The following is a 21,597-nucleotide window of genomic DNA, read 5'->3' as shown; positions in this document are numbered from 1 at the left end:
AAACGCAAGCAGCGGCACAACCGATCGCACAACCGGTCGCCCAGCCGGTAGCGCAAATGAACGCGCAACCGGCCGTGCAAACGCCCTCCCAACCTGCTGCGCAACCGGTCGCGCAAACGGCTGTTCAACCAGTCGCGCACCCCATCGCTTTGCCGGTCGCCCTGCCGGTCGCGCAAACCCTCCTCACCCAACCGATCGGACAAACCGTCGCCCAACCGGTCGCTCAAGCCGCTGCGAAGTCGACTGAGCAAGCCGCCGCCCAACCGGCCGAGCAAGCCGCTGCCAAGCCGGCCGAGCAAGCCGCCGCCCAACCGGCCGAGCAAGCCGCTGCCAAGCCGGCCGAGCAAGCCGCCGCCCAACCGGCCGAGCAAGCCGCTGCTCAACCGGCCGATCAAGCCGCTGCCAAGCCGACCGACCAAGCCGCTGCCCAACCGGCCGAGCAAGCCGCTGCCAAGCCGACCGAGCAAGCCGCTGCCAAGCCGACCGAGCAAGCCGCTGCCAAGCCGACCGAGCAAGCCGCTGCCAAGCCGACCGAGCAAGCCGCTGCTCAACCGGCCGATCAAGCCGCTGCCAAGCCGGCCGATCAGACCGCTGCCCAGCCGGCCGATCAAGCGACTGCCGAGCCGAGCGCGCAAGGCGCCGACCAAGCCACCACCCAATCGACAGAGCAAACGGTTCCGGTACAAACCACTGAAACCCCCATCGTTACCGACGACGCAACACCGGCAGTGGTGACGTCCGACAGCAACAATGTGCAAGCGATGTCGGTTGAAAGCGTCGCTGCAAAGGTGAACCAGTTGAAGTAACGCAGGTGCGCTATAGCAGGAGTTCAACCAGCAAGGCCCCGGTCCTCCTGCTCTCAAAGGGGGTCTGGATCCCCCCCGGAATCCAGACCCCCGCTTTTTAGTGATTTGCTATGCCTGGCGATGTAGGAGGTATGCCATGAAACTAGCTCCTCTTGTTTTGCTCGCAGCATTGTCGCCAGCTTTCGGGCAAACAGTTTCGACCCCTGCTGCGATCGCAGGCGCTGCACTTCAACAGTGGCAAGAACCGCAGGTCCAAACCCCTGTAAAGAACACTTGCACGCCGATCATCGTGCAAGTTGCGATGCCCAGTTACAACTACGTGGAGCCAGAGAGCGGGTATGCGCCTTCGTGGCAATCCGGCTCGTTTGATCGTGCGCCTCCTTTTTCTGCTCCCCCTTCCTGGCAGGGCTCAATGCCAAACGCATCCGGGCAAACAAGCACCATGCATACGTCGGCATGGACGAACGCGGATAGTGCCACGCAGATGATCGCGTCTTCAGCCACTTATTCGAGTGCGAGTGCGTCGTCAACAGTGAACTCGTGGACAGACGAGAGCGAGAAGACGACGACGGAATCGACTGCAGAGAGCACGATCACGGTAAATGGCAAAACCTATCGCTCGTATAAGCACGAACTCAAAAGAGCAACGCTGCCAGCCCTGCAAACACGCGCGCTTTCCTATTGCAGATGAGCCATGAAAAGGTCATCTACTTGATCGCGCTGACGCTCACCGGGTGCAATGCGTCAAGCATCGGCGCGCTGTGAAATGCGTGACGTGAAACCCGAAGACCTGGGCGAGCGCAGCCTGCCCGCGCCCGGAATGAGCGCGGAATCGCAGCGAGCCCACACACGACCATCAAATTGGCCGTGTGCACCTCGCCTTCCGCGCGCAATCCCGGGCGGCCGCAACGGCTGCGTCAGAATGGCAGCTTTGCATCCGGCTTTTCGGCGAGGATCACGCGCTTGAAGTCGGCCTGGATGCGCGCGAGTGCCGCGTCGTTATCAGCCTCGAAGCGCATCACGACCACCGGCGTCGTATTCGACGAGCGCGCGAGCCCGAAGCCGTCCGGATACTCCACGCGCAGGCCGTCGATCGTGACGACGTCGTCGGCGCCCGTGAACTTCGCGTTCTGCTGGAGCTTCGCGATCAGCGCGAAGTTTTCGCCTTCTTCGAGCTTCAATTGCAGCTCGGGCGTGGCGTGCGAGTTCGGCAGGCCGTTGAGCAGCTCGCTCGGGTCGGCCACGCGCGCGAGGATCTCGAGCAGGCGGGCGCCCGTGTACAGGCCGTCGTCGAAACCGTACCAGCGGTCCTTGAAGAACACGTGGCCGCTCATTTCGCCCGCCAGCGGCGCGCCTGTCTCGCGCAGCTTCGCCTTCACGAGCGAGTGGCCCGTCTTCCACATGAGCGGCTCGCCGCCCTTTTCCTTCACCCACTTCGCCAGATTGCGCGTGCACTTCACGTCGTAGATGATCTGCTTGCCCGGATTGCGCGAGAGCACTTCCTCGGCGAACAGCATGAGCTGGCGATCCGGATAGATGATCTCGCCGTCCTTCGTGACCACGCCCAGGCGGTCGCCATCGCCGTCGAACGCAAAGCCCACTTCGGCGTCGGTTTCCTTGAGCGCGCGAATCACGTCCTGCAGATTCTCGGGGTGCGCCGGATCCGGATGGTGGTTCGGGAAGGTGCCGTCCACCTCGGTGAAGAGTTCGACCAGCTCGCAGCCGAGCGCCTTGAACAGGCGCGGCGCCAGTGCGCCCGCCACGCCGTTGCCGGTATCCACGACGATCTTCAGCGGGCGCGCGAGCTTCACGTCGCCCACGATGCGCGCGATGTATTCATCGGCGATGTCGTAGTCGGCATAGCTGCCCGAGCCCGATTCGAAACGATTGTCGACGATGCGCTGATAGAGCGCCTGGATCTGGTCGCCGTAGATGGCCTTGCTGCGCAGGACCATCTTGAAGCCGTTGTAGTCGGGCGGATTGTGGCTGCCCGTGACCACGATGCACGAGTCGATGCTGCGCTCGCCCGAGGCGAGCTTGAGCGGCACGCTGGCTGCGAAATAGCCGACCGGCGTGGGCACCATGCCCACATTGACGACGTCCACGCCCGCGGCGCGCAGGCCGTCGGCCAGCGCCGCCGAGAGATCGGGACCCGAAAGGCGGCCGTCGCGCGCGATCACCACCGCATCGCCGCCCTGCGCACGCACTTCGCTGCCGAATGCCCGGCCGATGGCGCGTGCGGTATCGGTATCGAGCGTCTTGCCGATAACGCCGCGAATGTCATAGGCCTTGAAAATCGATTGAGAAATCATGGTGAGGCTCACAGTGCGAAGGAAAGTCGGGGTGTATTCGTAACATGATTTGCCTGCCCGGCGGGCCCAATCGTTACGAAAAGTCGGAATCGTTACAACTATAATTGCCGTTTTTCGGCGTCAGCCGTTGGTTATGCACCTATTTTAATGCCTCGCCGTTTCCTTCAGACGACAAAATCCAGGCCGGACCCGGACCCTGCCCCATGCCTGAGCACGCGGCATGCCCATTGCATAGAAGGGGCGCTCCCGCGATGCTGAGCCTCAAACGCTACGCGAATCCCGACGTCAAGCGCGCCTTCGCAAACATCGTGTGGCTCGGCCTCGAGCGCGTCACGCAGATCGCCGTGGCCATCGTCATCAGCGGTGTGCTCGCGCGCTATTTCGGGCCCGATGTGTTCGGCAAGTGGCAATATGCCAACACGCTGCTGCTCGTGCTCGCCCCCATCACCTGGGTCTGCGGCGCCGAAATCCTCGTGCCGACGATTGTGAACAAACCGCGCGAGGAACTGGGCACCGTGCTCGGTAGCGCCTTTGCGTTGCGCATCGGTGTCTCGGCGGCGGCGCTCCTCATCACCTGGGGCGGGATTGCGATGGGCGCGACCGATCCGCTCGTGGGCGCGATGCTCGCCGGGCTCGCCGTCACGATGCTGTTTCGCGAGCCGTTCGTCGGCGTGATCAACGCCTGGCTGCAGAGCATGACGTACAGCAAGCCGCAGTTGCTCGCGAGCATGAGCACGGCTGTGGTCAAGGCATTGCTCGTGTTCCTGCTCGCGCGCGCGGCCTTCGCGCCCGCCAGCTTCGGCTGGCTCTGGGCGCTCGAATCAGCGGCCATTGGCGCGGCGCTCGTGCTCTATTTCCGGCGTCAGCACGGCGGCAAGCTCGGCTGGCACGTGGACCGCGCGCTCTTCAAGCATTTCGCGACGGCGGGCACCGTGTTCTGGCTCGGGCTCATCTGCATGTACCTGTTCCTCAAGCTCGACCGGCTCATGCTCGAGCGCACGATCTCGTTCGCCGACCTCGGCCGCTACTCCGCCGCGCAGCAGCTCAACGAAAACTGGATCACGCTCGCGCTCATGCTCTCGCAGACGATTGCGCCCGCCTTCGTCTATCGCGTGCAGCAGGCCGCCCAGCTGCGCCGCAACCTCGTGCGCCTCTTCGCGATGACGGCCGCGCTGATGGTGGCGGGCGCACTCGTGCTCGACGCGCTCGCGGGGTTCATCATCGGCCACGTGTTCGGGCCGGACTATGCGGAGGCGATCGGCATCTTCCGCTGGGCCGTGTGGCTCTCGCTGCCTGCGGGCATCGAGGCGATCGGCAACCTCGTCGTGCTCAAATATCAGGCGAAGTTCGTTTTGCTCGCCAAATGGCTGCTCGCGCTCGCGGTGGCGTTCGCCGTGAACCTCGTGGCGATCCCGCGGCTTGGCGCCTACGGCGCGCTCGTCGGGCTTGCGGGCGGCTATGTCGCCGCGGCCTGCGTGAACTTCTATTACATCCGCTTCAAGTTGGCTCCATGACGAACTCCCCCGCTGCTGCGCTCCCGAACGCTCGCGTCGGCGCACTCGCCGACGTGGCCGTGCTGATGCCCGCCTTCAACGGTCAGGCCGATGTCGAGCGCACGCTCGCCTCGTTCGTGGAACATGCGCCGGTGTATGCGCTCGTCGTCGACGATGGCAGCACGCCGCCGATTGTTGCGCCGAGCGTGGCAGGCATGCAGATCGAGGTGCTGCGCATGGCGCAGAACGGCGGGATCGAGCGCGCGCTTAAGGCCGGTGTAGAAGCGCTCGCGGCGCGCGGCTTTCGCTATGCGGCGCGCATCGATTCCGGCGACCTCGCCGCGCCGCAGCGCCTCACGAAGCAGCGTGCGCGCATGGAAGCCGAGCCGAAACTTTCCGCGCTCGGCACGTGGACGCAGGTGGTGAACCGCGCCGGTGCGCCGCTATTCATGCTGCGCCCCGCCGCCGACGCGCGCACGCTGCGCCGCACGCGCATGCTGCGCTCGCCGCTCGTGCATCCTTCGGTGATGCTGAGAATCGATGCGGTGCTCGCGGTGGGCAACTATCGCGTGCAGTATCCGGCCGCCGAGGACCTCGACCTTTTCTTGCGGCTGATGGAACGCTACGACTGCGCAAACCTGCCCGAACTCGGGCTCTATTACGAGCTCAATGAAGGCGGCATCAGCGCGACGAAGCGGCGGCGGCAGATCGCCTCCACGCTGCGTTTGCAGGCGCGGTATCTGAACGTGCTGAACTGGCGCGACTGGGCGGGGATCGCGAAAAGCCTGCTTCATTTCGTGACGCCCTACGGCGCATTGCAGAAGGTGAAACGCGCGTTGTTTGCGCGGGGGACGTGAGCCCCGGCACCGCACTCGAGTCCTGTGCCCCCGAATGCCCCGGGAGCCGGCCCGGCGCGTCGGGCAGTTCATACTTTCATTGGAACCTTCTGTTAATCTGCTCAAGATTTTATAATTTCATCTGGACTGCAGATTTTTCAACAGGAGCCGGCTACCCGCTTTCGGGCTCGACGTATTTGTAACCATGCATCGCAACTTGCACAATGATCGGCATACAAGTGATCATCACAGGGGATGGACTTGCGGCTCTTGTCGCTGCAGCAGTACAACGCCTGCAACCGCATTAGGGATAGAGCCCGTCTGACCGGAGGCTGGTGCCAGCGACGCGAACCAAAGAGAAGGAACTAGTTTCATCGCATACCGACCGCATTGGCAGGCTTGGCACTTCGCAAAAAACGGGGACCTGGATTCGGGGATCTCCAAGCCCCTTTGAAAGCAGGAGGAACGGTACCTTGAAGCTTAACCTCCCGCTATAACGAGCCTGCATTACTTCAGTTCCCTCAGCTTTGCCGTGACGCTGTCAACCCGCGCCGATTGCACGTTGTTGCTCTCCTGCGGCGCTGTTGCCTGTGTCACTTCGATGGCTGAGATTGATGCTTGACTACCTTGAGCGGGAGCCGGTTGGGCGACAGATTGGGCCACTACCTGTGTCTGCCACAGCCCCCAGACACGTATCCGACAGCGTGACGCCAGACCGGGGGCCTCGATAGAGGGCGTGGTCCTCAGCGTTTGCATGCTGAAATAGTTGACGTGCTCCTTGTCTCTCCGGATCAGGAATCGTTGAACGACGCTAACAACCGTATGGCCGTCGGTTTCTTGTGGGTGACGACTACTGTTTCCCCCCGTTGGCAAACTGCTTCCAACCCTGCCCCAGAAGCGACCAGGAGTCGACCTTGTCGCCATTGACAGGCTGACCTTTCCCACCGCCGGAGAGGTTGCCCGAAGGCATCGATTTGTGCGACGGTCCGGTTGTCTCGGTTGGATACTGACCGTTTGATGGCTGCACATTCGACTGCTCGCTATTTGCTGCGGGCGCAGCCTGGGCTAAAGCCGTTGACGATGCGAGCGCAAGAGCAACGGCAATCAACGTATGCTTCATGCCAACTCCCGGTAATAGAACGGTTGAATCAGGGACCAGCATGGGGCGCTGGCCCATACCACGTGGCAACCATTAACTGCCAGAATTCGCGGTTCCCGAGCTTTGGCTTCCGCCTGCTGCCGAGGATTGCCCCGCGCTTCCGGTGCTGCCGGCAGTCGAGGTATTTCCCTGACCCGAAGTCGTGCTGGTTGTCGAGCCATTTTTTCCGCTGGTTGCGGTCGCTCCAGCACCCGCTGCACCCGCGTCGGTGCCCGAGGTTGCCGTGTAGTGCGTTCCGCCCAGCGTAATCGACGACGTAACCCCGCCGGAGAGCGCGGTGGTCGTTGTCGACGTTCCCGGTGACGACGACGTACCTTGCGAAACGCCGATCGCTCCACCCGCGGCATACGAACCGCCCAGCCCGCTGCCGCTCGTGCTCGAGTTGGAGTAGTGCGCCGCGCCGGCTGTCGAGTTGCTGCCGCCGGCCGTCGAGTTGCTCGTGGAGTTGGTCGCCGCAACATTGGTCGAAGAACTGGAATAGCCACCCGAACCGATCAAGACCGAGCCGGTCGTACCGCTCGCCGTAGACTGTGTCTGACTGGTAGTCGCCGGTTGCCCCGCGATGGCGACTGCCGAAGCAAGAGTCATCACCGCAGCAAGGATCACTTTCATTTTCATGATATGGATTCCTTAATTTGTACGAAAAGCCGAGTCTGCATCAGGATTTCAGACTCGGCCCCAGCACTTGACAAGCTGCGCGCAGCTCAGTGCGACGAAGCGTTTGCGCTTGAGCCCGAGCCGCCGCTCGACGAAGCACTCGACTTGCCATGACCGACACCGAACGCGGCCGCACCTTCCAGGTTGCTGGAGTTCGTGGCGGTGTACGAGCCGTTCACGTAGCGGTTGCCACCTTCAACGGCAACCGCATTCGCACTTTGCACACCACCTGCGACCGCAGCTTGAGCACCCCACCCATTAACGCTGGCGCTCGTTTGCGAGCCACCGCCGCTCGACGAGCTGGTGGACGTGCCAGCGAAAGATGCACCCGACATTGCCAGAACTGCCACTGCAATGAGAAGCTTCTTCATGGCTAACTCCAAATTGGCGTGTGAACGTGGAATATGAGCAGAACTGCACGCCAACAGGCTGCCCATAATGTTATTAGCAATGCTAAGATTAATAATCATTAAACTTACCGTCTAAATCAGATCGAAATTTTTTCAACCGAAAACAGCTATCCCACCAAATTAATGGTGCGGCGCGGCTAACTGGAAGTTGGGCATGCCCAGTTGGTTCGGCTTCGGGGGGAGCGCGCTGGCCGTAGGGCAGCAAAATGGAGAAAGCGGATCATATTAATCCCCTCAACTTCGCTCAACGCTGATAACAAGCCGTTGCGCACGAAACTTTTATTCGCATTACAAGTGACAGTAACCCATCGGCAATTAATGTCAAGGAGCTTTTTATTGCGTCAACATCTCGACATTTACGCAAACACTTCAAGCAGAATCTTATGTTTAGGATGGCGTTATATATTATTTATATGGATGCCTAAAAATCTGCCAGATTTCCCTTTTCCTTTTCATTCTACGCACCATGTGGGTTCTCTATGTGCGATACCGCACACAAGGAAAGATCTTGCTACAAAGGTCTCGAGGTTTAGATTTCCCCGTGCTTAGCGATCCCGCTGCAATTCTTAAGACATTAAAATAGGATAGCTAACGACTGATATGCTGCAAAAGTATTAATCATAGAAATAGCTCACAACCTTCGTATCTTCATGTCAAATCAAAATCTATTTGTAATTTTAATACGTTTATATCTTGGGGTTGCCAGCAAGTTTCGCCAGTGCACGCGACCAACATCAGCGACGATACGATGGGCTCGTGGTTGTTTCAGCGAGGAGTGGCACGGCCGCACGAAGACGGAGAACTCATGCCCGGCAGCGAACCATTTGGTACTGGGGGACTGCGTCTAGTCAGCGTTCTGGTGCCAGTCATCGGGAATGACATTCGCCGGGTGTGGCGCAAGAAGGCCACGCGTGCGCAACTGCTGATGTTGCTGTGCAACGTCCCTGCCACCGCGGTCGCAATGAAGGCCAGTGCAGTTGGACCCCGACAGCTGGCAGCATCTCGGAACGTGGTCCCCGCCCCAAACCCAGCGTACCCGTTGGAATCGTCTTGTGATGCAGAGAGCTCACGGAAGAGCGAGAAGCACATCGACGCTGGCAACGGCTTGCGAAGATAGCTAACGTCGCGATTGGGTCCATCGGCACCACTCATGGTGATCAAGGTTACGCAGAAGATCTGCCCGGCGCCGTTCACGTCGATAGTGAGCGGCAAAGCCCACTGCCGCGATCACGCGCATGATCATCCCGACAGCCATACCCAAGATTGGTCCACATCCGCCTCCAGACGTACACGCCCATCGCCGCCCTGGTCCGCGGGCGGCACGCTGCATTAAATGTACCCCCATCGCAGGAAGACTATCTGCTATTGGCCATTGCTATTGGTGAATGTAACGTCCATGTTTCAGGAGCGAACGTTTCTGCGCCACTTGCCTGCGGTGCAATACCGCCGGATCAAATTCGAACGGTTGCGCACCCCAGCCGATTCAGCATGTGAAAAGACGCATGTTTTTAGGTCGCTTTCCCGGGGCCGATACGTGGATGCGTGATTTGATTTGCAACCGCAAAACACTGTGCTAACGTAGCAGCTGTTGTCGCGTCTCTGACGCATCGATCGAACGCCTCGGGCACGGCTCCCGTAGTCCGTCTGGCGAAAACATCTCCTTGGCTGCCACCCGCAGCACACACCACGAACAACACGCGGCTTAATCTGCGCGTTCCCCTGCTTGCGCTCGCAGCGAGCGCGGATCCGACGCCAACGTGCTATTTACCCGCACTTTGTCGTTCTTACGTCGGCACCGACAAGCTACACGCGGGCGGCGCTGAAAATCCATCGAAATGGCTCTTGTCGCAAGACGCGGGCAACGGATTTGGGCCACCTGGAAGAAGGCTTTCCAGGCTTCGGGCTGGACTACAGGTTCAGCAGCCCTGTGTTGATGGGCAACTAACCAGTCGCCGATCGCTTTTTGCTCTCTGGAAAGCCAAGCTCTCCCCGAAAGGTCGCGCGTCATTTCGCGCGCAATGCACTTCTTCGCGCGAGTACCGCACGCGCTACCCTTCCAAATGCAAAGGGCATTTCCCGAGGCGTGAGTTGCTTCCCGGCGTAGCCGAGATCCTCCGCATGCCTCGGTTGCCCGCCTGCGGACGGTAGCAGGCTTCCTTTGCGTCTTGAAACGGTCGAGCTCATCGATCGTTTCGGTCTGCGACACGCCGCTCTGGCGCACATCAATCCTTTCACCCTCCATCAAGCGCGATCTCGGTGTGACGTGTTCCCCGAGAATCCGCCCACCTCGTGCTCGCCCTCACGCGAGCCGCCACTGCCCACGTGCTGCATGCACGCGAATGCGGTTGAACATCGAATGCGCCGCCACACGACGCGCCGTGTTCAACCCGCCCCGGGCTCCCTCTTCCAAACGCGCAGACCTTTCCACCGGTGCCAACCGGGGACCCTCAGCTAAACCGCCTCTGCCCGTCTCTTTGTAGTCCCGCATGCCAGCAGATCAACGTCGCACCCGCGTTGAAACCTGCTCGTTCCAACCACGTGTCCTCATCGGACACGTCGCCATCGCAACCGATGGCAACAGGGTGCCCTCATTCGCGCTTCCGCCCGCGCATGAGGTCAGGTACAGGCGGAATAACCAGCCACAGGAAAGGAGTTCCATGGGTCGAAGATCAAAAGGTGTCAACCACGCCGCACAGATAAGCCGCGAAGCAGGCGGAAGCAAGGACTCGCAGAAACACCGTCGCTTGCACTGGAGCGAGTTCTCGCGTTTCGCAGCCCGGATCGGTCACACGCTGGAAGCAGTCGACGAAGCGGAAGACTGGATGCTCGAGTTTTTTGTCTGGTTCCTGGTCGCCGGGGCGATGAAGCCTGGCACGCTCGCAAATTATCGAGCGTCGCTCTCGGTGATCCAGGGCACGGCTGGCCAGGACATGTCCTGCTCAACCCGCAGTCGGCCCCTCCAGCTCGAGCGCCGGGAGCGGCATGGCAAGCACCGTGCTCGTACGCCGCAGGAGTTCAGTGACCTACTTGCCGCGGCAGAAAAGCTCGGTGATGACGGCGTCGTGCACGTTATTCGCTTGATGCGTTGGTTGGGACTTCGCATGCGCGAAGCACTCATGTGCGGCAAGTCGCTGGAAATCTGGCGAGACCTGATCCTGCAGGGAAATCGACGGCTGCCCATCGAACGCGGCGCGAAAAACGGGCGTCCGCGTCGTACCGAAGTGCTTGCGGATCACGTAGAGGAAACGCTCGACGCGATCAACGCAGCGCTGGCGTTCTGCCGCGACCGCGACTTTGAACTGATCACCGGCTGCCACGATGACCTCAAAAGCGCAAAGGCCCGCCTGAAGTCTCGCTTTGACCAACTGCCGATGCGCAGAGAGCTCGGAAGTCACAGCCTGAGGTTTACCTATGCCGTCGATTTTGGCAACGCCGCACTCGATCGCGGCGTGCCGCCGGTTGAGGTACTGACCCAACTATCGGACCGCCTCGGGCACGGTCCGTCACGCGTGAAGATGATTCTCGACGTTTACTGCTGGCAGATCCGCCACCGGTTTCCCGAGAAGATCCACTTACCCAGTGACTTCGTACCTTTAGAGAAAACAGTCGCGAGGAACCGCGAAATGCCCGTAATGGCCAGCGTTAACGATCGACCGCAGCATGGCAACCGCGCCAAACACAGGCGTCGACGACCGGCGCGCGGACGCCGCACCCAGGTGAATCACACGGGGTTTCAGCATGATCGCAAGAACAACTAATCAGCATGACGAATCACACGACCAACCACACGATTTGTCTAAATAAAGGAGGTAAAAAAGAAATGTCCGAATCCCAACTCTCAGAGGAAGCGCGCATTTCTCTATCCCGGTACAGCAGCGACAAAGCGGCCCGGATGCTCCTACCCTTATGGCTCGAGTTCGAGGGCTTTTTGCAATCGCGCGGCGTGTTGCCCTCTGCCATCCCGGACATTCCGGAGGAGTCACTACGCGCGTACGCGACATTTCTCGACTACCGGGATTGCCACATCGATGACGCCCTGGTTGCCCTGAGCGCCGTCCTTCTCGTGTGCCTGCACGCGGGCTACAACGCCAGGATTTTGCGGTCCATCGTCATCCCGCGCATCCGTCGCCCTATCCAGAATCGGCAATGGGATGCATTCCGCTTGCGAACGTACCGACCGCTCGAAGCCTCGCAGCTCGCGAGAAATCGCAAGCGCCGGGCCGAACAAGAAGCGTGTACCAGCGATCAAGCTCGCAACGAAGACCCCATTACTTAAGCAATCACGCTGTTCACGCAACCATCTCTCCATTAACAACCATAGCAGGAACGACAATGACTCATCTGATTGTGGCTCACTTCCAAAGCTCGAACACCGCAGCGCAAGCATCGGCAGCGCAAATCCTTCACGCACAGACGGGTGGAATGCTTCTGAAGCCAGGTCTGCTCGATGTGCGCGGTGACGACGTGAGCAGCACACGTCTGGCGGAAAGCGAAGACACGCTGCAGGATCACTACTGCACCATGATGACTTCGCCGCGCGGAGGCATCATCGACGTCTCGCCTGAGGATCAGAACGTCATGATCGCGTTTATCCAGGCCAGACGGCACGTTCTGACCGAACTGAAAACGATCATCGTGTCGGTGTCCCCGGATACTACGTCACAGCTGGCCGCCGTAGAAACGCTTACCGCGATTTGCGCGGCGGGTGTGAATCCTGCCAGCATCGGGATTCTGGGGACCGACCTGCCGGCAGACGCCCGGTTCGACGACGTCTACCCGGCAGTTGTTGAGTACGCCCGTGAAGCCCAAATCACGGTATCGCCTGAGGCTGTGCTCCCGGTGTCAACATCTCTCGCGAAGGCTCAGCAATTCAAGATGCCGATCGCCGCTGTCTTGAACCGCGCTGTCGATTTCGAAACGGAATTGACTGCGGCGCGACTCAATAGTGCACCAGAGAAAATCGTGCATGCGCTCGCTCACAAGGTGATTGCCCAGCGCGATCTGCTGGGCACTGCTGATACGTTCAAGCGCGTCGTCGACGCACTCGGACTACCGTGCATTTCGCAGGATGAGTGGCGTGCCGAATGCGCACCAACTACGAACCGTAAGCGCGCGCGGACCGTGGCGCTCGATTAAGGGCTTCGAATCGCGACCGGGTAACGAAGCCACTGCACGGGAGATCAACGGTCCACCTCCACTTGAGGTCCGTTGATCCACGCGCTCAATCGGCTTTCGGTCACCGAAAGCTCGGTATCCACGCCAATCGAGCGCGCCCGCGAGCACCAGCACCGCATCCCGTATCGCCATTGCGGCGTCGCAATGGCGTCCGTGTAACTGAATGAGCCGGGCTCCCTTACCGTTCCTCCAAATTATAGGAATATCGCAATGAATGAGTTCCACCAGATGACATCAGAGATTGATCGGAACGCCCTTGTAGATGCTGTCGCTCGCGCGCTCAGTCTTCGCAGCGAGCCGTTATCACCGCTCCTCACCGACGCGATCGCTCTGAACAGCACTCTGGCGCGCGTAGCACGGCGCATTAACTACGAAACGCATATGTATCGGTGGGCGACCACGGCCGACTCCCTGCGCACGTCGTCTGCATACATGCAGCGACACGCGAAGTTCAAAAGTTCCGCCGTCTGGCACCGGGATGCCTCGTGGGGAAGTTTGACCTTGAAGTTGCTGCAGCCTCTCGACCCTGACGAAGTTGACGACGAGAACTGCGACGGAATCGCGCTCGAGTTCTTGCTCAATGCCATCGCTGAGGATCCCCTTATCCTGAGCTATCGCCGCGGTCACGCACACCGATACCAGCCAATTGATATGCTGCTGACGGAGCTAATCGATGAACACTTTGACGAATACAGCGGCCCGGGCGTGGCGCATCCGTTTGAGGGCCACCACTTCGTCCAGGGATGCGTCGTCAATATATACTGCGACGCAAGCAATGCAGCGGTGCGCGCAGGCGTTGCCGCCGCGCTCTCACGAATTTTGAGCGCGGACCTCGATGCGGAAATCGTATCGGTGGTACAGGCGGCGCGCCGCACTCATGAAGAGACGCGGCCCCATTGACCCTTCATCGGGGAGCTCCGACGGCGCATCTGGTACCTAATACTCGTCGTCGAGGCCAGTCGCAAACCGGACGCAAATCGTCGCCAGGGTTCGGCCTTGATTCACCGGGCCACTTCTGGTGGCGGGCGTTCTCCAAGCGCGAAAGTTTTGTCCTTCCAAAATCAATAGATTAGATATTTTGGCGCGACAAGGTCGGACAAACGCCTGTCGTTGCTGACGCAACAATGGATTCTCCAAACTGCCAAAGCAGGAGGTGTCTGCCAGACAAATGGGGGGCAACAGACAAACCGAACAAACCCGTCCGCGGTGCTGTTTGTATTAACGCGTTTGAGTTGATCGCGCGACGCCGCATCAACGATGGGCAATTGCATCACATGTTCACCCAAGAACCTCTTCTCCGCGCGGATCTCGCCACAGGGTTCGCCGTCTCACCTCAAGTAGCACGGGATACTACCCCTCATTCTGCGCGCGACGTCACATTGGCAAAAAGCCGGATCAACTTTCGGTGCTCTAGTCGGGGCAAATTCGGAGAGCCGCAAGGCTTCCGAATAGCTTTCCATTCCTGCAGCGCTATCCAATGTCCAGCCTCGCCGGCCATGAAAACTCTGCCCGCCACCAGACATGGTGTGGGCCGCGGACGCATCCTTGCGGGGCCGCGGTCTCTCGCGGCGGCACCTATCAAAATAGCTGCGCAATCATCGCGATCGGCAGAAATAGGCTGCAGTCCTAATCGGGAAAAACGAGGAAATCGAAAGCTTGATAAAATGCGCGTGCGCGTTCGTCGATTGCGTCAACGATCACCGCCATCGACGCGATTTGTTGCAAAGCTTGCCAACTGCGATACGGAGCATCCATGAGCAGCCGCTTGCCGCGCCCGGCGCCTTGATGATTCGCATCGACGGCCAAGCGGCCGAGCTGTGTAACGGGCATTTGCGGATAGCGCGGCAGCCGTCTGGCGAGCGCAGGCGGCCATGCGTCATGATCGACACTGGTCAGCAGGTCCACCCCATTGGCGCGGACCTGCATGGTTCAACCGTCAGTCTGAATGGCGTCTACGCAGAAGCCCGCAACCTGTTGTATCGGCTGATGTCGACGATCTGGGTCTGTGTCGGTTCCGGTATACCAAGCAGTTGCGCAGCAACAGCAATTACGCGGCTTGCCGGCAGGCCGGTCAGGCAATCGCTCGTGCTTTCCTTATGCCGGTGGCACCCTTCCTGCCGGCACGGAACGCACTCTGTCTCCCCTTGCAGTTGGTACACGTTGCCGCGCAGGCCTGAGCCGCGTCGAGCCCATGGGTTTTCACCCGCCGGCCAGCTGCACGGCCACGGCCCCCAGCGAACCGGGTCGGATGGACCGAACAGCGCGATCGTCGACGTGCCGCATGCGGCAGCAATATGGGCGGTACCCGTATCGGGACCAATAAAGAGATTCGCATGCCGGATCATTTCCGCCGTTTCGCCCAGCGTCAGCTCACCGACAAGATTCAGGACCGACTCCCCAGCCGCGGCGACCACCTGTGCGGCATACTCGCGCTCGGCCTGCGCGGCTCCCCCGCTCAGCGCCACGGCAAAGCCCTGTGCGCGCAGCCAGCGAAGCGTTGTAGCCCAATTATCGACGGTCCATTGTTTGTATGTGTACATGGGGCACAGATGCAGCACGACTATTCGCTGCCCCGGCATCGAGGCGGGCGGCGCATTGAACCGAGCCTCGAACCGGGCTCTGCGCTCGGGATCGGGACCGATGCCCGGTGCGACCACCTCCCCACGCGGCGTCACGCCCACCAACCGCGCCAGTTCGAGTGTGCTCGACACCACGTGTTTGTGCAGTTGCCGGTCGAGCGCGATACGGTGAAGCATGACGGTGGCGAACCACTTCACTCGATCGGCATTGACGAGCCCGATTCGCTTGCGCCCGGCAAGGCACGTATAGATCAGTGCGCGATCTGAGTCGATGGCTGCGCAGGCAAGATCGTAACGCCGCCAGAGCCGCACGGCATCCGCCACTCGTTCACGGATCGGTGCCCGCTGAGTGACCGTAATAACGCGGCGCAAGTCCGGGTTGTTCTCAAGTACCCCCTCTGTGCCCTGAAACACGATCATGTCGATTTTAGCTTCGGGCCACTGCGTCTTCATCGATCGGACAAGCGGCGTCACCAGCAACACATCGCCTATGCGGCGGGTGCAGGCCACCAGAATTGTTCGCGGAGGCGGCTCCAGCTTCAGCGCAGACGGGCTTGTTCGCGGAGGCAGTTCCGGCTTCAGCGCAGACGGGCGTGCCATTTCGTCGATTTCCCGCTTTCGCGCCTCGATCCACGCGAGCAGTGTTGCTACATTCAGCGCGAAAAAGCATGCGCTCATCACGAGCGTCAATGCGTCGATGGTCAACCCGAAGATGATCGTGCTGCCAACTACGGCGAGTCCCAAATATGATGCGGTAGCGATTTCGCCGTCCGTGCTGAGCCGGTTTCGCCAGAACGGTGCGAAGGTTCCGACGTAGAGAAGCAGCAGTGCCACCACGCCGACAGTGCCCATTTGCGATAGCGTTGAAAAGAAATCGCTATGTGCGCCCGGGTTGACGATCGCTCGCGGCGCCTCGGCACGTTGGGCAAGCCCGTTAAGCGCATCCTCCAGACGGCCGCGCCCCACGCCAAACACCGGATAGCGCGAGTATAGAAGCGCGGATGCGCGCCACAATTCGAGGCGCAAGCCGACCGAAGTATCGATGTTGCCTTGGTGCAGTTCCTGTACGTCCGAGATGATCGCGTTGAACCGTTGGCCGACAAGGCTGCCGGAAGCGAATACCACGAAGGACGCCACGATCGTGCATCCCAATACCATGCGTGCCCGTCTGCCGGCCAGCCAGTGCCGGCCGCCGAAGGTTGTCCATAGAAGCAGCGGCACCGCGACCCATCCCCCGCGCGAGCCCGACAAATACGACGCGTATCCGCCGAGCAGAAACGCCGCGATCTTGATTGCTACCTCAGCTGAATGGGCGTGTCTGCCTCGCCTAATCGACACAATCGCAAGGAAACCGAGCAGCAATGCCGTGTCGCCGAGGGGGATCGGGTTGGTAAAAGAATTGCCGAGGCGACCAGGCTGCACCCACACGGCTGGATGATAGTGCGCGTAGACCGCCCAAACGCCAACACCTAGCGCACCCGCTACAAATCCCCATTGCACGAGGCGCAGTTGCCGGGACGCCAGCGACCCAAGATAGAAAAACCCGGGGACGACGAGCGCCAGCCGCAGGAATGGATCGAGTGCAGGGAATGTGCCGCTTCGAAGAACCGTGATCTGGAACAGGATGACAGCCGGCATGCCGATCAGACCCAGGACGAAGAGCCGGTGCTCGCGAAACAGCGCCGCCGCGCGACGGCGATGCTCTGCTTTGCCAAGGTAGGCCAGAGCTAGCGCGAAAATAACGAAAAAGCAGTAGCCAGTGCCCCCTCTTATCGACAGCATGACAGCCGGCGACAACACGACAGCCAAGGTGGCGGCACCGCTTGATAGTCGGTTGGTATGCGTCACGTTGAATCCTAAGTCTGGCGAGAAACGAGAGCCCTTGCCGATTGTGACATGCCTATGTGACAAGGCTCCTCATCCGCCAGAAATCACGGCACCAGCTAGTGTTTATTCCATAGATCGCACACGTGGCAGCAGATTATTCTCGTGATTGGCGGCAGATGTGTGAAACCCACTGCTTTGGATCTGGAGTTTCACTTATCGCCGTTATTTCCACAGCAAGTCTCCGCCGGTGAGGCATCGAAACGCGAACCGGAAGTCTGGCAGGCGGCTCAGTTCGCTCGCCTGCCGAGACAGGGGCCGACCGAACCTCGTCAAGTCAGGTTGGGCGATAGAAGCCCGTTATCCACGAGACACATGGGAACAAGAGTGATCAGCTCGGGTTGGCGATTGCCTTTGCGGTAACTATTTATCAGGTGATGGTTTCCAGATCAATGGAGAATGACCATAGGTTTCTGAATTGTCGCGAGGCTGGTCGCGCTGTAGCTATGCGGCGTTAGCATGATCAATGGATCGCAACGGCAGCAAAGCGGACCGCGAACGCCATCGGAACTCGCACGAGATTCATGCGGCACGGACGTTAGCCGGGCCACGTCAAATAAAGGGCCGCACCGCCGCGTGTAGCCCTTTATTCGTTCTGGACTCTCGCCGATCTCGAAGTGCTGGGCGTCAACCCCATGTTCACTGCATCGACGATACATCGCGCAGTCACATCGCGGAGCCCGCACCACCGAGCTTACGAGTACGACACGGCGAACGATTGAAATAGCCCACCATGTCGGCAAAAGACATGACGGTCATGTTGCGGCCGGCCATAATTATTCTTAATTTGCATATCTATTTAATTTCATTGACTGATGCCGATATAAGCCGTCGACACCCTCCCCTTCCGCCGCGGGTTCAGACTTGATCCGCTGTGCGTCGACTCGGATTCGACTGCGCCCAGTCCAGCCTCTCATGGGAGACCGGCCGGTATTTCCAGCCAGTCCCAGTCGCCGGACGACTTGTCATCGGTGCGGGTGTGCGAGCGAGCGCAAGGCAACCGCGACGTCCTCCTGCGTGACAGTACTTGAGCCGTCACGCAGATACCGAAGAGCAGCAAGTTCAAGGATCCGCTTCAATACGGTATCCGTATCCGAGAGAAAACGATCCTGCACTGCGTGTGCTGTAAAGTCAGCGGTGTGACGGGAGATAGGGAAGTCGTCGCCAGCCATCGTTCTGAGTCTTGTACGGACATAGGAAGCTATCCAGTTGTTCCGTTCGTCAACGCATCCCACCATGCAACGCCGACAATTGAAGCAACCCGCTTTCCCCTTGACCTCTTTCTCTTCGGTGGATTCCGCAGTCGTGTGTTTGAGGATGCATCGTTCTTCGAATGGTCCACGCGCAAGCATCTCGAAACTGCATTCGCATTCTGCGCACACGAGATCTTGGTCGCACTGGCATCGAGGCGTTTCATCAAACGTCATTTCAACTCTCCTGATTAGCGGGGTTAGCGATCGCCTCGTTCCGGAGGACGTTCGCCAACCCAGTATTTCCCCAAATTTGCAAAGTCAAGTTTTTGGCAAGAGAACATCATCAGGATATCTACAGGAATCAATCCAGAAGACTGCGAGCGGTGGTAACGCCAGTCAAGACGGCCCAGGCTCGACGAAGGACGGCGGCCCCCAAGTGTCGAATGGACTGGCAAAGGCGTATATCGAGGACCGGTTTCGCCTTGAAGCTCGACGCTTTTCATACTCCCCCATAGCCGCGATGGCACAACAAGCGCACGTCTGCGGGTGAAGTGCCAAGGCAGGCAACCTTCCTTCGCGCACCATCTACGCACGTCGCGCCCCCGTATCGTGCCGGTGACGCCGATCGGTGCGGCACCCGCCATGCCGGCCGCAGGAATCCATGCGTCCAGCGCATAAAAAGCAACGAGAAATAGGCAAAGCCGCACCCGAAGGCGCGGCCGTAATTGAAATAGACAGTTGAAGCTGGCGTGGCGGTCGTTGACTCGGTGCGAGCGTGAGGGCAGACCAGAGCGATGGGTGACGATAGTCCCTTCTGTTGCGTGCCACTTCTTTGTAGCTATCCGAATCGTCGGGAGCTACATAAACATGCGTCGGCACCGAAGAAGCAGGGAAAATGCCCCTCCTATGACATACCAGAATCCGATTGCCCAGCTAAATCCTATGCTGCCAACGGTAAAAAGGAACTTGCCGCTCTGTTGCATGCCTTCGGCGTAGAGCCACAAACCGAGCAATGCGAGCAGATAGCAGGCGATGGAAATCGCTGCACGGCGCGCGAGCCAGTGCCAGCTCATGAAACTTCTCATTGCTTTCTCGAACCTTTTCATCACTCGTCCCCCGAGCGATGGCGTGCGTCGAATAAAATGCCGCCGAGTTTCCAGCCGGCGATCGCTACTGCGGCCAAGGCCGCGAGATAGACCCAAGAGAGAGGCTCGTCGAGACGTTGTCCGTGGAGGATGGCGTAAAGGCGTTCATATTCCATGTCAGCTTTCCCTTTGACGGTGATGCCCCGCTGCACAGCGCGGCGCGCTGTGTCAATGAGGTCTCAGTTGATCCTTGCACGTCGTGCGGGAAGTCAAGTGTGCGTGGCTAGTCGAGGTAGCCCGCTAGTTGCCGGACTTGAGGAGGGCTGCCCGTGTGATCCAGTTCTTCGACCGCGGCGCATCAAAGAGGACGTCGTCGTAACTGGAGATATCGACGTGCGGGCCTTTCTGCGCACGGTCGCTGCGCAGAAACTTCGCGAACGTCATATCGGTGTTCTTCATTTCGAGCGTCTCATACGTCGTCTCGACACGGGCCAGGGTGAGGTCTGGCCGACCTCCCGTTTAGGCGCCTAAACGCCTAAACCCGGAATGATGCATTTTCTGTTGAGCTTTCGGCGATTGGTCGGTCGATAGAGGGGCAAAATCAGTGGGCTTTCTCGCTATCTGAGCCACTTCCCGCTCTTCACGCTCCAGAGAACAGCATGACGGCGCAAACCAGCCTTCGGATTTGCTGAGGTTGAGAAAGCGGGGCCAACGGTAGCGCACGTTGGCGCCGCGACAAACGTTGCCCTTACGGGCCTTGTGACGCTTCCCTCGACGATGTTGCGCAGCAGGTGTCAGCGATGAAGCGGAGGGGGACGATCCGTTTCGTGCTTGCCCGGTCGCTTGTCTGCAACCGCCCCTTCCAGAGCGGCGGACTGGGTGAAGCATCCGGCGGTGAGTCTGCCGTCTTCTGCGCAACGTAGCGCCTTGCGGCACGGGGTCGGGTCAGCCCGAGCTTGATTTCGGGCGTCAAGCTCTACGCTACAGGGTGTGGTAGTTGCCGGTTCGCCTTTTGTCTTCCTGGTTCATCTGGGACGTGCCGTCCCTGCACGTCGACGCGCTCTCCGCGCGCGTATCTTGAAGCGGCCTTTGCTCGCAGCCACGATCCCCATGTGGAACTTGCCGACGACGTCTGCGAGCGCGTCGAAGATAGCCTGGTATCGCTCGGGATTGCCTTCGGCGGTACACAGCAACTGCGCGCTGTGATATCGCTGCGCAAATTCACCGAAATCGACCCACAGCGCGTTCATTTGCGCGTCGACGCGGCTACGGGTTTCGAGCGCCGCTTTGCCCTCCCGCAGCTTCACCCCAATCGCGGCTTCTTCGGCCTTCAGCGCTTCGATCCTGTCGTCAAGTTGCTGCAACTCGGCCAACTTCCTGCCGAACTGCTCATTGATGCGGCGCAGCTGCGCCCTCGCCTCAGCGTCGTCCAACTTTGGCGGCCGCTTACGCATTTGCGCGACTTCCCAGCGGGCGGCGTCGCGCTCCTTCTCGGTCTTGCTGATCTCCAGATGAAGTGCACTGCATGAGCCTCTGACGAGCGCGAGTTCGTTGCTCAGGCACCCGTTCGCTTCCTGGGTCTTCAACTGCTCGACCTGCGTCTGTTCCATTTCACGCTGGAGGCGCAGCTCTTCCGCCTTGCTTACGTCGTACAGCGCGTTCAGCCTTGCCATCTCGTTGTTGACTGACTCGACCCGCTCCTTTGTTGCCGCGAGCTCATTCCGCATCTGTCGGTACGCCGCAATCAGCAACTTCGCCTCCCGCGTGGACATTTCGTGGTGTGCCTTGCGATTCTCGATGACGGCATTCAGGATGTCGTCGCTGAGGTCCTTGGCGAGGAGGGACTGCATGTCCGTTTCCGCCAGGAATTCAACGACCTCCTCGGGCACGGTCGGATCGAAATTCGGGTCAATCGGCGGCTTTTTCTTGTTGCTCATACTGGCTTCTCTATGTGGACTGTGCGACTCAGGAGCCTCTTAGCGGCAATGCGACGCGTGATCTTCTGACA

The 21,597-nt window shown here is 59.9% G+C and carries 20 protein-coding genes and 1 pseudogene; 8 read left to right on the top strand and 13 right to left on the bottom strand.

Annotated elements, in window-relative coordinates:
- Together BO1_RS59180 and BO1_RS59175 are read left to right on the top strand one after the other, a co-directional pair.
- On the top strand, nucleotides 1-806 hold an 806-nt coding region (locus tag BO1_RS59180), incomplete at its 5' end, for a hypothetical protein (protein ID WP_043285042.1).
- Between the two features lie 136 nt (nucleotides 807-942).
- Nucleotides 943-1,497, top strand: a complete 555-nt coding sequence (locus tag BO1_RS59175; RefSeq protein ID WP_156992279.1) for a hypothetical protein — start codon at nucleotides 943-945, stop codon at nucleotides 1,495-1,497.
- 226 nt (nucleotides 1,498-1,723) lie between these two features.
- On the opposite strand, the gene BO1_RS15835 is transcribed toward BO1_RS59175, so the two are convergent.
- Complete coding sequence (locus BO1_RS15835; protein ID WP_028218379.1) at nucleotides 1,724-3,118, bottom strand: phosphomannomutase/phosphoglucomutase; 1,395 nt, start codon at nucleotides 3,116-3,118, stop codon at nucleotides 1,724-1,726.
- A gap of 251 nt (nucleotides 3,119-3,369) precedes the next feature.
- On the opposite strand from BO1_RS15835, the gene BO1_RS15830 reads away from it, so the two are divergent.
- The gene (locus BO1_RS15830) at nucleotides 3,370-4,632 is read left to right on the top strand and encodes an oligosaccharide flippase family protein (protein ID WP_028218378.1); all 1,263 of its coding nucleotides are present in this window, start codon (nucleotides 3,370-3,372) and stop codon (nucleotides 4,630-4,632) included.
- Complete coding sequence (locus BO1_RS15825) at nucleotides 4,629-5,468, top strand: glycosyltransferase (RefSeq protein ID WP_028218377.1); 840 nt, start codon at nucleotides 4,629-4,631, stop codon at nucleotides 5,466-5,468. Before BO1_RS15830 ends, BO1_RS15825 begins: the two co-directional genes overlap by 4 nt.
- Before the next feature lie 829 nt (nucleotides 5,469-6,297).
- Here BO1_RS15825 and BO1_RS57565 read toward each other — a convergent pair.
- The 3 genes from BO1_RS57565 to BO1_RS15815 form a co-directional block, all read right to left on the bottom strand.
- Entirely contained in the window at nucleotides 6,298-6,567 is a 270-nt protein-coding gene (locus BO1_RS57565) for a hypothetical protein (protein WP_084687992.1), read from the bottom strand.
- 72 nt (nucleotides 6,568-6,639) lie between these two features.
- Nucleotides 6,640-7,224: a hypothetical protein gene (locus tag BO1_RS57560; RefSeq protein ID WP_084687991.1), complete on the bottom strand. Its 585-nt coding sequence runs from the start codon at nucleotides 7,222-7,224 to the stop codon at nucleotides 6,640-6,642.
- A gap of 86 nt (nucleotides 7,225-7,310) precedes the next feature.
- Nucleotides 7,311-7,634, bottom strand: a complete 324-nt coding sequence (locus BO1_RS15815) for a hypothetical protein (RefSeq protein ID WP_028218376.1) — start codon at nucleotides 7,632-7,634, stop codon at nucleotides 7,311-7,313.
- A 2,696-nt stretch (nucleotides 7,635-10,330) separates the two neighbouring features.
- On the opposite strand from BO1_RS15815, the gene BO1_RS15805 reads away from it, so the two are divergent.
- The 4 genes from BO1_RS15805 (at nucleotide 10,331) to BO1_RS15785 (ending at nucleotide 13,748) form a co-directional block, all read left to right on the top strand.
- Nucleotides 10,331-11,431 (top strand): integrase domain-containing protein, encoded by a 1,101-nt coding sequence (locus BO1_RS15805; RefSeq protein WP_028218375.1) that lies wholly within the window; start codon nucleotides 10,331-10,333, stop codon nucleotides 11,429-11,431.
- Between the two features lie 62 nt (nucleotides 11,432-11,493).
- A complete protein-coding gene (locus BO1_RS15800; RefSeq protein WP_028218374.1) occupies nucleotides 11,494-11,949 on the top strand; it encodes a hypothetical protein in 456 nt (151 codons plus the stop codon).
- A 56-nt stretch (nucleotides 11,950-12,005) separates the two neighbouring features.
- A complete protein-coding gene (locus tag BO1_RS15795) occupies nucleotides 12,006-12,809 on the top strand; it encodes a hypothetical protein (RefSeq protein WP_028218373.1) in 804 nt (267 codons plus the stop codon).
- 249 nt (nucleotides 12,810-13,058) lie between these two features.
- Nucleotides 13,059-13,748: a hypothetical protein gene (locus BO1_RS15785; protein WP_028218372.1), complete on the top strand. Its 690-nt coding sequence runs from the start codon at nucleotides 13,059-13,061 to the stop codon at nucleotides 13,746-13,748.
- Nucleotides 13,749-14,474: 726 nt separating this feature from the next.
- Here BO1_RS15785 and BO1_RS51305 read toward each other — a convergent pair.
- The 9 genes and pseudogenes from BO1_RS51305 to BO1_RS15750 all read right to left on the bottom strand — a co-directional run bounded on the left by BO1_RS51305 (nucleotide 14,475) and on the right by BO1_RS15750 (nucleotide 21,526).
- Nucleotides 14,475-14,774 carry a GNAT family N-acetyltransferase gene (locus BO1_RS51305; RefSeq protein WP_052409479.1) on the bottom strand — a complete coding sequence of 100 codons (300 nt, stop codon included), beginning with the start codon at nucleotides 14,772-14,774 and terminating at the stop codon, nucleotides 14,475-14,477.
- A gap of 26 nt (nucleotides 14,775-14,800) precedes the next feature.
- Complete coding sequence (locus BO1_RS61160) at nucleotides 14,801-15,970, bottom strand: glycosyltransferase family 9 protein (protein WP_028218371.1); 1,170 nt, start codon at nucleotides 15,968-15,970, stop codon at nucleotides 14,801-14,803.
- Between the two features lie 291 nt (nucleotides 15,971-16,261).
- Nucleotides 16,262-17,065 (bottom strand): annotated as a pseudogene (locus BO1_RS61155) (O-antigen ligase family protein); the annotation flags it as partial.
- Between the two features lie 1,211 nt (nucleotides 17,066-18,276).
- On the bottom strand, nucleotides 18,277-18,738 hold the full coding sequence (locus BO1_RS59170) for a hypothetical protein (protein WP_156992277.1): 462 nt from the start codon (nucleotides 18,736-18,738) through the stop codon (nucleotides 18,277-18,279).
- A gap of 623 nt (nucleotides 18,739-19,361) precedes the next feature.
- A complete protein-coding gene (locus tag BO1_RS15765) occupies nucleotides 19,362-19,577 on the bottom strand; it encodes a hypothetical protein (protein ID WP_156992276.1) in 216 nt (71 codons plus the stop codon).
- 32 nt (nucleotides 19,578-19,609) lie between these two features.
- On the bottom strand, nucleotides 19,610-19,765 hold the full coding sequence (locus tag BO1_RS51300) for a hypothetical protein (RefSeq protein WP_156992275.1): 156 nt from the start codon (nucleotides 19,763-19,765) through the stop codon (nucleotides 19,610-19,612).
- A 124-nt stretch (nucleotides 19,766-19,889) separates the two neighbouring features.
- Complete coding sequence (locus BO1_RS59165) at nucleotides 19,890-20,048, bottom strand: hypothetical protein (RefSeq protein ID WP_156992274.1); 159 nt, start codon at nucleotides 20,046-20,048, stop codon at nucleotides 19,890-19,892.
- 60 nt (nucleotides 20,049-20,108) lie between these two features.
- The gene (locus BO1_RS62025) at nucleotides 20,109-20,477 is read right to left on the bottom strand and encodes an RRXRR domain-containing protein (RefSeq protein WP_156992273.1); all 369 of its coding nucleotides are present in this window, start codon (nucleotides 20,475-20,477) and stop codon (nucleotides 20,109-20,111) included.
- 137 nt (nucleotides 20,478-20,614) lie between these two features.
- Nucleotides 20,615-21,526, bottom strand: coding sequence for a hypothetical protein (locus BO1_RS15750; protein WP_028218369.1), 912 nt, complete (start codon nucleotides 21,524-21,526; stop codon nucleotides 20,615-20,617).
- Between the last annotated feature and the right edge of the window lie 71 nt (nucleotides 21,527-21,597).

It is taken from the genome of Paraburkholderia oxyphila NBRC 105797, from assembly GCF_000685075.1.
GTDB classification, from domain to species: Bacteria; Pseudomonadota; Gammaproteobacteria; order Burkholderiales; family Burkholderiaceae; genus Paraburkholderia; species Paraburkholderia oxyphila.
The sequence above is the reverse complement of the archived record's forward strand: the minus strand, read 5'-3'. Positions and strand labels throughout refer to the sequence as shown.

Bases quoted from the DNA above. Each gene is read 5' to 3' on its own strand.
- BO1_RS15830 (WP_028218378.1), top strand. From the start codon at position 3,370: ATGCTGAGCCTCAAACGCTACGCGAATCCCGACGTCAAGCGCGCCTTC.
- BO1_RS15800 (WP_028218374.1), top strand. From the start codon at position 11,494: ATGTCCGAATCCCAACTCTCAGAGGAAGCGCGCATTTCTCTATCCCGG.
- BO1_RS51300 (WP_156992275.1), bottom strand. From the start codon at position 19,765: ATGGAATATGAACGCCTTTACGCCATCCTCCACGGACAACGTCTCGAC.
- BO1_RS15765 (WP_156992276.1), bottom strand. From the start codon at position 19,577: ATGAGCTGGCACTGGCTCGCGCGCCGTGCAGCGATTTCCATCGCCTGC.
- BO1_RS15815 (WP_028218376.1), bottom strand. From the start codon at position 7,634: ATGAAGAAGCTTCTCATTGCAGTGGCAGTTCTGGCAATGTCGGGTGCA.
- BO1_RS15835 (WP_028218379.1), bottom strand. From the start codon at position 3,118: ATGATTTCTCAATCGATTTTCAAGGCCTATGACATTCGCGGCGTTATC.
- BO1_RS15785 (WP_028218372.1), top strand. From the start codon at position 13,059: ATGAATGAGTTCCACCAGATGACATCAGAGATTGATCGGAACGCCCTT.
- BO1_RS59170 (WP_156992277.1), bottom strand. From the start codon at position 18,738: ATGACGTTTGATGAAACGCCTCGATGCCAGTGCGACCAAGATCTCGTG.
- BO1_RS15825 (WP_028218377.1), top strand. From the start codon at position 4,629: ATGACGAACTCCCCCGCTGCTGCGCTCCCGAACGCTCGCGTCGGCGCA.
- BO1_RS59165 (WP_156992274.1), bottom strand. From the start codon at position 20,048: ATGAAGAACACCGATATGACGTTCGCGAAGTTTCTGCGCAGCGACCGT.
- BO1_RS62025 (WP_156992273.1), bottom strand. From the start codon at position 20,477: ATGCTTCACCCAGTCCGCCGCTCTGGAAGGGGCGGTTGCAGACAAGCG.
- BO1_RS57565 (WP_084687992.1), bottom strand. From the start codon at position 6,567: ATGAAGCATACGTTGATTGCCGTTGCTCTTGCGCTCGCATCGTCAACG.
- BO1_RS15795 (WP_028218373.1), top strand. From the start codon at position 12,006: ATGACTCATCTGATTGTGGCTCACTTCCAAAGCTCGAACACCGCAGCG.
- BO1_RS59175 (WP_156992279.1), top strand. From the start codon at position 943: ATGAAACTAGCTCCTCTTGTTTTGCTCGCAGCATTGTCGCCAGCTTTC.
- BO1_RS57560 (WP_084687991.1), bottom strand. From the start codon at position 7,224: ATGAAAATGAAAGTGATCCTTGCTGCGGTGATGACTCTTGCTTCGGCA.
- BO1_RS51305 (WP_052409479.1), bottom strand. From the start codon at position 14,774: ATGCAGGTCCGCGCCAATGGGGTGGACCTGCTGACCAGTGTCGATCAT.
- BO1_RS15750 (WP_028218369.1), bottom strand. From the start codon at position 21,526: ATGAGCAACAAGAAAAAGCCGCCGATTGACCCGAATTTCGATCCGACC.
- BO1_RS15805 (WP_028218375.1), top strand. From the start codon at position 10,331: ATGGGTCGAAGATCAAAAGGTGTCAACCACGCCGCACAGATAAGCCGC.